General features: G+C 37.9%; 11 protein-coding genes. 4 read left to right on the top strand and 7 right to left on the bottom strand.

What is annotated here, in order from left to right; all coding sequences use genetic code 11:
- Window positions 1-104 precede the first annotated feature (104 nt).
- The 5 genes from FH508_RS02515 to FH508_RS02495 form a co-directional block, all read right to left on the bottom strand.
- Window positions 105-1,772 (bottom strand): acyl-CoA dehydrogenase family protein, encoded by a 1,668-nt coding sequence (locus tag FH508_RS02515; protein ID WP_173478646.1) that lies wholly within the window; start codon window positions 1,770-1,772, stop codon window positions 105-107.
- 2 nt (window positions 1,773-1,774) lie between these two features.
- On the bottom strand, window positions 1,775-3,277 hold the full coding sequence (locus FH508_RS02510) for a class I adenylate-forming enzyme family protein (protein WP_173478647.1): 1,503 nt from the start codon (window positions 3,275-3,277) through the stop codon (window positions 1,775-1,777).
- Window positions 3,270-3,659, bottom strand: a complete 390-nt coding sequence (locus FH508_RS02505) for a MerR family transcriptional regulator (protein ID WP_173478648.1) — start codon at window positions 3,657-3,659, stop codon at window positions 3,270-3,272. Before FH508_RS02505 ends, FH508_RS02510 begins: the two co-directional genes overlap by 8 nt.
- Window positions 3,660-3,874: 215 nt before the next feature.
- On the bottom strand, window positions 3,875-5,542 hold the full coding sequence (gene argS / locus FH508_RS02500; protein WP_173478649.1) for an arginine--tRNA ligase: 1,668 nt from the start codon (window positions 5,540-5,542) through the stop codon (window positions 3,875-3,877).
- On the bottom strand, window positions 5,542-5,976 hold the full coding sequence (locus tag FH508_RS02495) for a YwiB family protein (RefSeq protein WP_228134358.1): 435 nt from the start codon (window positions 5,974-5,976) through the stop codon (window positions 5,542-5,544). The genes argS and FH508_RS02495 overlap by 1 nt, the downstream gene beginning before the upstream one ends.
- Before the next feature lie 160 nt (window positions 5,977-6,136).
- Between FH508_RS02495 and FH508_RS02490 the strand changes: the two genes are divergently transcribed.
- The 4 genes from FH508_RS02490 (at window position 6,137) to FH508_RS02475 (ending at window position 9,365) form a co-directional block, all read left to right on the top strand.
- A complete protein-coding gene (locus FH508_RS02490; protein WP_173478651.1) occupies window positions 6,137-7,246 on the top strand; it encodes a GGDEF domain-containing protein in 1,110 nt (369 codons plus the stop codon).
- A 150-nt stretch (window positions 7,247-7,396) separates the two neighbouring features.
- The gene (locus FH508_RS02485) at window positions 7,397-8,338 is read left to right on the top strand and encodes a threonine ammonia-lyase (RefSeq protein WP_173478652.1); all 942 of its coding nucleotides are present in this window, start codon (window positions 7,397-7,399) and stop codon (window positions 8,336-8,338) included.
- A gap of 13 nt (window positions 8,339-8,351) precedes the next feature.
- A complete protein-coding gene (locus tag FH508_RS02480; protein ID WP_173478653.1) occupies window positions 8,352-8,720 on the top strand; it encodes a RidA family protein in 369 nt (122 codons plus the stop codon).
- Window positions 8,721-8,822: 102 nt separating this feature from the next.
- Window positions 8,823-9,365 carry a hypothetical protein gene (locus FH508_RS02475; protein WP_173478654.1) on the top strand — a complete coding sequence of 181 codons (543 nt, stop codon included), beginning with the start codon at window positions 8,823-8,825 and terminating at the stop codon, window positions 9,363-9,365.
- A gap of 131 nt (window positions 9,366-9,496) precedes the next feature.
- On the opposite strand, the gene FH508_RS02470 is transcribed toward FH508_RS02475, so the two are convergent.
- Window positions 9,497-11,134 (bottom strand): S-layer homology domain-containing protein, encoded by a 1,638-nt coding sequence (locus FH508_RS02470; protein WP_173478655.1) that lies wholly within the window; start codon window positions 11,132-11,134, stop codon window positions 9,497-9,499.
- Window positions 11,135-11,360: 226 nt separating this feature from the next.
- Window positions 11,361-12,233, bottom strand: a complete 873-nt coding sequence (speB, locus tag FH508_RS02465) for an agmatinase (RefSeq protein ID WP_173478656.1) — start codon at window positions 12,231-12,233, stop codon at window positions 11,361-11,363.
- Window positions 12,234-12,315: the final 82 nt, after the last annotated feature.

Here is a 12,315-nt window from a genome sequence, read left to right as displayed (position 1 = left end):
CGTCTTATACTGTGTGCGTTCCCACAGAAGTCTACGTCAGTCTTTCTTTGTTTAAAAATTATAATATTCAGAATTGTTTGCGTGCCTGACACACGAACTATTCTCTACACAATATCCGCAAAATATTGAACAGTTTTCATTGGTGCACCGATTTGGCGCAATGCCCATGTATCTTCTAAATAAATATCAGCTAGCTTTTCATACTTGCCGCCAAACTTTGCTGCCCATTCGACTGCCACTACACTTTCGTATAGATGTGCCATTTTTTGGGCTACTCCCTTTGCCTCGTAGGTTTTCGTAGCTTCATCCAACGCGCTAAAAGTTTGCAATGTTGTTTCGATTTTCTTCAGTTGTTCCCTTACGATTTGTACCAATGAACAATTTGTTAACTTCGTCAAGCGCTCCTGCATCACACGAACAAATAATTCGTGGGCCTGAAATTTATCTACTAAGCGAATAAGCTCTAGCGCTAAAATGTTAGCAGTCCCTTCCCACACCGTAAGTACTTGAGCATCTCTAAGTAAACGTGGCGTTACAAAATCCTCGATATAGCCGTTTCCTCCATGCAATTCAATTGCTTCGCTTGCGTAATGCACCGCCTGTTCAGCTGTTTCCTTTTTCATGATGGCGATATTCAAACGATTAAGCATGATGTCCTGCTCACTGCCCTGTCCACTCGTTACCTTGTCATACAACTGAATAAGATCAAAAACAGTAGCCACTTCTACATGGAGCTTGGCCGCATATTTCCCTATTGTATCTTGAATCATTGGAAATTGAATTAAAGGCTGCCCGAACGCATTTCGATTTGATACATAATGCTTCGCCTCTAAATAACCTCGACGCATAATGCCAATAGAAGCTACAGCGTTACAAATTCTAGATAAGTTAAGTGCCTCTAACATATAATAAATTCCTTTATTTTGTTCACCAACGACATACGCTAGTGCACCATCAAATTCCACCTCACCCGATGGCACTGCTCTGACACCAAGCTTATCCTTTAAACGACGAATGCGGAGATGATTAACCGTTCCATCATCTTGACGCCAAGGTACAGCAAATAATGTTAACCCTTTGGAACCTGCTGAAGCTCCCTCGATGCGCGCTAATACCATCGCCACACCACACATCCCTACATTTGATGCAAAGTACTTCTCTCCATACAACCGATAGTGATTACCGTCTTGAACAGCCTCTACAACATTTGCACCGACGTCTGACCCGCCTTGCCGCTCCGTTAAAAATGTTGCTCCCTCATATAGCTCTCGATCTCCTGTTGCACAAACATGTGGTAAAAACCTATTCTTCACCTCATCACTCGCATAATGATCTAGTAAATAGGCGGTTGCCATCGTCAAAGTTACTGGACAATAGAAGCCAGGCTCTGCATGTGACAATAAATAACCTTGCGCAAAGCTGTACACATAATTCCCCTTCTTCCCTAACTGAGGAATTTCCTTGTGCACATAGCCAACAATCCCTGTGTTATATGTCTCTTCAACCGTTTTTTTGTAGCCTTCATTGACCCAAATTTGCGCTATTTCCTCGCCATACGCATTATAACGCTGCAGCCGTGGTTCTCCCTCTCTATCCGTATGCTTCGCTCTTACGTCAATATCATTTGCACAAAGCTCGCCAAAATCCTCTAACTCCCGTTTAGCATAGTCTAAAAGCTCTTTATCTAGCATCATTTCTAATAGTTTGTGTAATGTCTCATCTTCCGTGAAAAAGTTAGTTGTGCGATTTGCATCTTGCTGTAACACTTTCATCCTTATCTCACCTCTTGTTCCTTCAACGATTGTTTTAATATTTTCCCAGATGCATTTCGTGGTAGCGCTTCCACTCGTTCAAATAATCGTGGAATTTTATATTTTGCTAGATGCTCTTCTAAAAATATTTTAAGTTCGTTTTCATCTATCTCCGCTTTTGTAGCATACACTGCCTTTACGGTTTCCCCCCACTGCGGGTGAGGGACACCGATTACCGCTACCTCAAAAATACCTTCGTAGCTTAAAAGTAAATCCTCGATCTCCTTCGGATAAATATTGACACCGCCCGAAATAATGACATCTTTTTTGCGATCCACAATCCAAACGAAGCCGTTTTCATCTTTACGAGCTAAATCGCCTGTTTTCAGCCATCCATCGATAAACGCTGCCTTTGTTGCTACTTCGTCTCTGTAATAGCCCATCATATTGCCTTCACCAAATAACACAATCTCGCCTACTTCATTCACACCGACATCTTCCCCATTGTCGTTAATAATACGAAGCTCTGTACCAAGTGGTGCACGCTGACCGATGCTTCCCGCTTTCAAATCATGTTCATTTCCAAACATTAAAGACCCACTTGGTCCTGCCTCTGTTAATCCATAAACACATGTCAGATTTTCTGTTTGGAAGGCTTTTTGTATATAGCGAATTTCATTTTGTGATAAAGGTGCACCTCCGTAAACCCACCATTTCATTGAAGATAAATCCGCTGTTTGCAATCTCTTCGTTTCGGCTGTTAATAAATAAGCGACAGGCGCTCCAAAAAAGTGTGTTGTTTTTTCTTGTTCAATCGAATCTAGCAATAAATCTGGTGTGAATGTTGGCGTTAATACAATTGAGGAGCCAACAAGGACGCCTGCCATTAAAAATAAATGTAATGGTGCGGAATGCGTTAACGGCATCATAAGGAGAATGCGACTTGTAGGTTTTACTTCCATTTCTACTGCAATCATTTGGGCTACAGTTAAAATATTTCGATAACTAAAAAGGACACCCTTCGGTTTTCCTGTTGTGCCAGATGTATATAATATTGTGGATGCATCGTCTTCATTTAGCTGACAATCAATTGGTTGTGTACTGGCATGTTGTATTAATGTCTCATATTGAAGCCACCCTGCCTCCACAAGTCCTGTTTTAATTTTTAAAGGCACACTAGGAAGGTGCTCGACGGCAGCAAAAATAGCTTCATGCACTAAAATAGCTTTCGCCTCAGCGTGCTGTGCAACATACTCTACCTCCTGCAATGTAAATTTAGCATTGACAGGAACGACAATTGCACCAATACGTTGAATTGCAAAATAGCTAACGACAAACTCTACAACATTTGGCATAAAAATAATGACCTTATCATCATGGTGAATGCCCAGGTCTATTAAAGCGTGTCCGAGGCGTGTAGCTTGCTCATCTAAATCACGATAAGTCATTCTTCTTCCATGACAAACAACAGCTTCTTTTTCAGCATACTTTCGGGCATTTCGTGCTAACAAATTTGAACTATTCATCGTGCATCTCTCCCTTTAAAGTTAATAATTTTTCACTAAACATGCCATGTAATTGCAGTAATTCATTTTTCATTTGTGTAAGCTCAGCTATTTTACTATCAATTTCTTGTATTTTTTGGTCGCCATATGCCACAGTACGTTCCAGTTGTTGCATTCCTGAACGATCAAAATCAAAAAGCAATACCATTTCCTTGATTTCTTCTAATGAGAAACCATAACGCTTTCCCCTAAAAATAAGTTTGAGCTTCGCCATTTCTTTTTTTGAGAAGGTCCGTTGATTCGTAGCTGAACGATGAGGACATAGAAGCCCAAGCTCCTCGTAATAGCGAATAGTACGTGTAGACACATTAAATTGCTTTGCTACCTCCTGAATCGTTTTCAAACCAGCTCCTCCTTCACAATTTTCATCAGTATATCATTTACGTTAACGTAAACTTCAACAGAAAAATAGAAATAAACAGAAAATTAAGTACACAAAGAAGCTTAAAAGTGTCAGGCACGCAAACAATTCAGAATTTTTGAAGTGTCAGGCACGAAACACGTCCACCGACATAAAAAACCCCGACACATGATTGTGTCGGGGTGATAAAAAGTGTATTACATTTTTTCTGGTGCAGATACGCCGATTAGACGTAATGCGTTAGCAATAGTAGTACGTACAGCTGTAATAAGTGCTAAACGCGCTTCTGTTAGCTCTTTATTCGAAGCATCTAATACTTTTTCAGCATTATAGAAGCTATGGAATGCAGCTGCTGTTTCTTGAATATAGTTAGCGATACGGTGCGGTGTACGGTGTTTTGCTGCATCCGCTACAACTTTCGGGAAATCACCAACTTTTTTCAATAAATCAATCTCTTTTTCAGCAGTTAACAGGCTTAAGTTCGCTGTGGAAGCCGCAAAGCCTTGTTCAGTTGCTGAACGTAAAATTGAAGAAATACGCGCATGCGCATATTGCGCATAGTAGACTGGGTTTTCGTTTGATTGGGATACGGCTAAATCAAGGTCAAAGTCCATATGCGAATCACCTGCTGTTTTCACGAAGAAGTAACGCACAGCGTCTAGTCCAACTTCTTCAACAAGCTCACGCATCGTTACAGCATTCCCTGTACGTTTTGACATCTTAAATTTCTCGCCGTTTTTATATAACTGAACCATTTGAATTACTTCTACTTCAAGTGTGTCTCGATCATAACCAAGCGCTTGAATCGCCGCTTTCATACGTGGGATATAACCATGGTGGTCAGCGCCCCAGATGTTAATTAGTTTATCAAAGCCACGAACAATTTTATCTTCATGGTATGCGATATCTGGTGTAAGGTACGTGAAAGAACCGTCATTTTTTATTAATACACGGTCTTTATCATCACCAAATGTTGTTGAACGGAACCAAGTAGCGCCCTCTTCCTCAAAAACATGACCATTCGCTTTTAATTTATCTAACGCCACTTCAATTTTTCCGTTTTCATATAATGATGTTTCAGAATACCATACATCAAAATTAACGCGGAAGTTCGCTAAATCTGTTTTCAATTTATCTAATTCTAATGCTAGACCATGTTGACGGAAAAATGCAAAACGCTCTTCATCAGATTTTGATAAAATCGAATCCCCATGCTCACTCGCTAATTTACCTGCAATATCGATAATATCCTGACCGTGATAGCCATCTTCTGGCATATCTGCATCAAGACCTAAAGCTTGCTTATAACGTGCTTCTAGAGAGTAAGCTAAGTTATTAATTTGATTACCTGCATCGTTAATGTAGTATTCACGAGATACTGCATAGCCAGCCATATCTAAAACATTACACAATGAATCCCCTACAGATGCTCCACGTGCATGACCTAGATGAAGGTCGCCAGTTGGATTTGCTGACACAAACTCCACTTGTACTCTTTCACCAGCTCCTGCGTTTGAGCGTCCATAATCTGCACCTTGCTCAAGGACTGCTGTTACAACACCTGCTAAGAAATCTTTACGGACAGTAATATTCATAAAGCCAGGACCTGCGATCTCAATTTTTTCGATATCAGTACCTGTAGTTTCTAAGTTTTCTAAAATTGCCTCAGCAATTGCACGCGGTGGCTTTTTAGCTAATTTTGTTAATTGCATTGCAATATTTGTTGCATAATCACCGTTTGCTTTATCCTTAGGTGTTTCAAGGTGAATCGTTAACTCTGTGCCAGCTTCAACTAAGCCAGCTTTTTCAACAGCCTGTGCAATCGCCGTCTTAATGGCTTGTTGTACTTGTTCTACTGCGTTCATCATTGTACCTCCGTAAATGTAATGTCTAATGTATAATTGCCAACATTTTGTCCACCCATTAGTAAATCATACTGCACATGAAAATCTCCGCGCATTTCATGTCTAGTAAATAACATGTTTTTCGTTTGAGTCACGAGTGGCATTGAACCAAATTCACTTTCATAATGGCCTATTTGTTGTTCAAAAATATTGAGTGGTAAGCGCATTTTCACTGTCCCTGCGCGCATAATAAGTGCCCGTTCTTTGTCTAACTTCATCGTCGTGCGGATTGTTTTTCCATCCTGCACCTCTTCATATTTTAAATATAGGGAATCTGCTTTATTTATAAGCTGCCCATCTAACCACATTTCAAGGGTTTCGGACTCCCCATCAATCGGACGAATCGTCGAAATGAGCTTAATGTTCACCTGCGATTTTTCTTCGTTCACCATCATGGACGCTCCCTTTTATTCTTTTTACTATAACCTTTTTATTATAGGTTAAATGTCTACTTTTTTTCAAGATAGAAGTGAGTATTGTTTTAAAGCATTGGCAGACAAAGGGAAAAGATTTACTATTATTTATAGATCTTCGAGAAAGGAACTACTATTATAGATGTTACTTCACATTTTTGTCAGCTTTTGTATTACCTTTACATTAATTATTTTAACGTATTGGCCGTTTACTCATCCGGCTCGAAGACAATCATTAATTAAAGATTTCAAGCCCATTTTAGTGGGTATTTCTTTTGGTCTGACAGGTCTTATACTAAGTGGCATTTCGTTAAACTATTTGAACGGAACACTTATAAACATTCATATTGTACCGCTTCTCTTTAGCGGACTTATCGGTGGTCCGTGGTCGATTGTTATAAGTGGCATAATAATGGCTATAGGAAGCTTAATCATCATCCCTACACAAGCCATACTCTCAATCACAAGTTTATCAAATATTAATTTACTGGTGGTTTCTATTGTCCTTGCACTTTTGGCATCTAAAAAGCCCATTTCTTTTCACACATTAACAGCTTATTTTTATAGCTTGACGATTGAAATCACGGTAATGCTAGTATTAATTGTTACTTTGCCAGCGATTCTAAAGATGAAAATTATTTTTGGATTTATAGCCTACGCTCTTTTTACATTTTTTTCGATTTTCGCTGTTATTAAACGTTTACAAGCGACAAGTGAAAAAGTACAGCTAACTTATCATCTTAAAGAAAAAGACTATTTAACACAGCTTCCAAATAATTTAGCAATTCGTTCATTTGCGCAAGGAATGGTTTTAGAAACGGACAATTTTTCAGTGCTACATTTTGACGTCGATGATATGAAAGAAATTAATTTCAAGTATGGACATTTAGCGGGTGATGGGGTTATTAAACAACTCGCCACGATTATTAATGACTACGTAGAAGCTATAAACGGTATTGCCGCCCGAGTTGCTGGGGAGGAATTTTATATTATATTAAAAAATGCTCCTCCAGCCATCGCTCTATATCACGCTGAGAAACTGCGACATCAAATTGCACTTCATTCTTTCAACATTAATGCAGAGCAAACTACGCCATTAACAGTGTCAATTGGTATTAGTTCAAGTCCTGATAACGGTATAGAGTTTGATGAGCTTTCCATTATCGCCGCACAAGTTACAGCCGATATAAAAGCATCAGGTGGTAATCAAGTCTTACATGCTAATAACATCAAATTCGACAATGAAAACTAATATTTGATCTACTTTCAAGAGAATCTGCGAAAACTATGCAGATTCTCTTATCCTTTTACTAATCGTCATTGACAGTTGTTTACTCTAACACTACATTTATATTATAATTTATCAGAATTTTCTACCTATTAATAGAAATGAGGAGTGCTAATGTTAACCGTTGAAAAAATCCAAGCCGCCAAAATTAAACTTGCACCTTATATTTATCAAACGCCTGTCGTGCGCTTACACGGACTTGACGATTTGTTAAATTGCAACGTTTCGATTAAAGCAGAAAATATGCAAAAAACGAATTCCTTTAAATTACGTGGGGCCCTTAATAAACTGTTGTCGATGCCACTTGAACAATTACAGCAGGGCGTTGTTGCGGCCTCCTCTGGCAATCATGGAAAAGGTGTTGCCTTCGCAGCGAAACTATTAAATATTCCAGCAACAATTGTTTTACCAGAGACAGCACCAAGTATAAAAGTTGATGGTATTCGAGCGCTAGGTGCAAACGTTGTTCAATGTAAACTTGCAGAACGGCATTTAATTACGGAAGCACTAAGTTTAGAACATGGCTATGCTATCATTCACCCTTATGATGATTATGACATTATGGCTGGCCAAGGAACGGTAGCAATAGAAATATTAGAACAACTCCCTCAAGTAAATGCAATCGTTGTGCCAATTGGTGGGGGTGGGCTAATAAGTGGGGTCGCCACTGCTATAAAAGCTTTAGCTCCTCATGTCAAAATAATTGGGGCAGAACCAGCTGTCGTCTCACGTTATTCAGAAAGTATAAAGTCTGGTGAAAGATTACTTTTAAAAGAGCAAAAATCTTTAGCTGACGCACTCTTAACTTTACAGCCTGGTGAGCGAAACTTCCCCATTGTTCAAAAACTTGTCGATGACATTGTTCGTGTAGACGAGGCTTCTATAGAAAGAGGGGTAAAAAAATTGCTAGAAGCAGGCAAAATATTGGCTGAGCCCTCCTCTGCTATTGGAATCGGGGCCGCTCTTCAAGGGCATTTACCAATTTCGAAAAACGATGATGTTTGCTTCCTTATTTCAGGTGGCAATGTTGGGTTAAATCAATTACAGCATTTATAAGGAGGCTAACATTATGAAGCAAGTATTTATCAATCAAGAACCTATCGGGCATTATTCACCAGGAATGATTAGTAACGGCAATTTGTATATATCCGGGCAAACTTCAGTAGATCCAGCTACTGGCAAACCTGCAACGGGTGGTATTCACGCTGAAACGTTAATGGCTCTTCAAAAAATGGAGGTTGTTCTTCAAGCAAGTGGACTTACTAAAGAGGCTGTCGTCATGTGTAGAGTTTATATTACCTCTTCTGATTTATGGGGAGACGTAAATGAAGCCTATGCACAATTTTTCGGTACTCATAAGCCTGCGCGTGCCATTATCCCCATTAAAGAATTAAGCCACGGCTGCTTAATTGAATTGGAGGCTATTGCTGAGCTTTAAAGTATTATGACTATCCAAGAGAATGATTATAAATCAATAGTTATTAAAGCCAAGTTTATAAAATATCTTACATCCTATCTAAACAGCTTGTAGGTGATATAAATGATAAAAATTGATACATTCATTGCCATTGAAACAAAAAGTATTTATTCCCATACGATGGAACAGCTTCAACAGGAATTTACGAGTATTCAAAGCAACGATGCGTTACAAATCCTTGCAAAAAATTTAACGAAAAGTAAAGGTCATTTTTTACATGGGGCTATTATTGTAGAAATAGACGGTGTACCCATTACGTCGTTGTTTGATTGGGATGATTGTGACTTACTATGGCCAGGGTTTTTAACGATGATTATCGATTACTTACGTGATGGTTTTGGTGAAACATCGATATCATTGAATAATATCCAATGGACTATAGAAAAAATTAGGACAAAGCCAAATCATTTAGTCATTTTTTCGTCAAAGCGTGGTATGGGGGAAATGTCTAAAGGCATGTGCACTGAACAAGACTTTCTTCAAGCAGTCTTGTTCAGTGCACATCAATACTTGACGTTAAGACAACAAGATACACGAACACAAACTTTAAATGGCATGGCTGAAAAATATAAAAATCTTAGTCAATTAGCAAAAAATTGCTTATAAAAGGAATAAGATTTTCACGATTTTTTAACTGATAAAAAAACACAAAGAAGCATCTACTCACGCAGAGTAGATGCTTTTCATATATTAGATATTATTCATTTTAGAAACCCGAATGATTTAATATTAATAGTTTAATTAGACTCTAAAATTCGTGCTAAAAATACGGTGAAGTGTTGTCTAGAAACAGGATCGTTTGGAAGAAACATTCCATTTGAACCTTTAGCTATACCATTACTCTCTAATATTTGAATGTATTTGTATGACCAATCAGACGGAGAAACATCCGTATAACCTTTAACGTCTCCATTCATTTTTAAGTCAAAAGCGTTTACTAATATCTTTGCTAGTTGTGCACGGGTTAGAGTTGATGTCGGATTCATTTTCCCTTGATCACCATCCACAATTCCAGATTCGTACATTAATTTTATTTGTTCGTAGTACGGATTAGTTTCCGATACATCACTAAATTCTTTTACAGTACGAACTTTTGAAAAATCAATTTCATCTACAGCAGCTAGCATTTTAAAAACATGTTCTCTTTTAATGGCATTGGTAGGTCTAAACGTTTCGTCTGGATAGCCATTTATAATTTTTCGATTTTTAATCTTTTCAATTTGTTCATAGTAAAGATGACTAAATGCTACATCAGTAAATGATTGCATACGAACTAGTAGCGTATAAGGTGAAGTACCGTTAAAAGCAAAGCTTGTGGTAGCCTCCAGAATATACTCCCCTGCTTTTACGGATGTTTCTAAAATAGTTGGTGTATTTTCTTCACGGTTTCCTATGAAAACATGGAAATTATTATCTCCCAGTAAGCGAAGATGACTACCTACTAACTCACGATTTAATCGAATTTGTATAGTTCCTTCTTTAGGAACAGTAATTTTATAGTAATCAAACGTATTACCGAAACGGCTTTCATCATAGAAAAATCCATACAGCAATGTATTGAAAGGCAGTTCCATCGCATTTTTTTCATTAATATTTTTCCCCGTCTCGGTTAAGATATTGGGATCAACGGGTTCAGCAGAAACAGTAAATGCGTAATCAATAGATGGTTCGTTGGCATTTAGGTTTTCTACTTTTACATAGTATGTACCAGCATCCACATATTGTTTAACCGAACCATCATATTGATAGCTAACCCTGTTCGACCCTATTTTTTGTAAGTCCTTATCGTATAATGTAAAACCAACCAAATTGGCATTTACTTGAGAATTAAATAATTCATCTATTTGCAATGTTATAATACTACGATCTGATAAATCAACTCGGTAATAATCATCCGTATAATAAAATGTAGTATCTAAATTTCCGACAATTCGTGTATCAAGCGGTATAGGATTTGCAAACTCTATCGAATCATTTTTTTCTAAATCATAACCCCCTACTTCTGATAGTTTATAGGAAATAGCATATTCTAGTTCCTTTTTGCTAAAAATCGCATCGCGAATACTAATTTTATATGTACCTTTGCGTAAATCAACAAAATGTGATGAACTATCTCCAGGTATGTCTTTAATTGAAATAGAGACGGTCGATTTTGGCGCAGTCCAAATTTCAAGCCTTGCGTCCCCAATATGCTGAAATGTAAATGTTACACGTTGATCTTGTTGTAAGATAATTGTATAAAAATCAGCTTCTCCATTTGTTTTCCCTACGATTTGTTCATTTTCTCCCCAAATTGGATAATTCACTATTTCTTCTGCTTTAGCAACTGGTATCGTACTAAATAATAATATAAAAACAACTAATATTTTTTTCAAAGCTTTACCTCTCCTATTCTTTCAAATGTTAACACAATGTATAATTAATTAGTTTACTAATTAATGGTTATTCACCCATTATGCGGGATAGTAACTTTACCTAAGTGTTCAATACTTCCATGAGATAAGAGCTATTCTAATTTGAAAACAAAAAAGAGATAAAAAAAGGGCTAGCTTATAGCTACCCCCTAAAAACCGCTTCATATAAACTTTCACAAAGCCCCTATTATTTCACCCAGCCTAAAATCATTTCTCGTAATAATTTACTTGCCGTGTTGGCTGTCATTTCAGATGTGTCATAGATTGGTGCCACTTCGACTAAGTCAAAGCCTACAACGTTCACGCCACTTGCAGCAATTGCATGAATTGAAGCTAACAACTCTTTAGAAGTAATACCCCCACAATCTACTGTACCTGTACCAGGTGCATGTGCAGGATCTAGTACATCGATATCAATTGTCACATATACATTCCGTCCTGCTAATGTTGGTAGCACTTCTTTTAGTGGCTCTAGTACTTCGAATTTTGAAATGTGCATGCCGTTTTCCTTCGCCCACTCAAATTCTTCCTTCATACCTGAACGAATCCCAAATGAATAGACATTTTTTGGTCCGATGTGCTCTGCAATTTTACGAATTGGAGTTGAATGTGAAAGTGGCTCCCCTTCATATTCAACACGTAAATCTGTATGCGCATCAAAATGAATGATTGCTAAGTCGTCGTATTTTGCAGAAACTGCCTTCATAACAGGCCAAGATACTAAATGCTCGCCGCCCATGCCGACAGGAATTTTACCGTCTTCTAAAAGCTTCACAATGAATTTCTCAATTTCATCTAAAGAACGTTGTGCATTACCAAACGGTAACGGAATATCCCCTGCATCGAAATACCTCACTTCTTCTAACTCGCGATCTAAATATGGACTATACTCTTCTAGTCCAATTGATACTTCACGAATACGTTGAGGGCCAAAACGTGAACCTGGGCGATAACTAACTGTCCAGTCCATCGGCATGCCGTAAATAACTGCTTGAGCATCCTCATATGTAGGATGACTTTTTATAAAAACATTCCCTGAATAAGCTTCATCAAATCTCATATTTTGCCTCCATTAATATCTGAACTTCCTATGAAATTCAGTTTTTATATTTGTTACTTATTGAGGACTTACAGGTTTGTAA

Origin of the sequence: Lysinibacillus sp. CD3-6 (assembly GCF_006351725.2) — a bacterium.
In the GTDB taxonomy this organism is placed as follows: domain Bacteria; phylum Bacillota; class Bacilli; order Bacillales_A; family Planococcaceae; genus Lysinibacillus.
The sequence above is the reverse complement of the archived record's forward strand: the minus strand, read 5'-3'. Positions and strand labels throughout refer to the sequence as shown.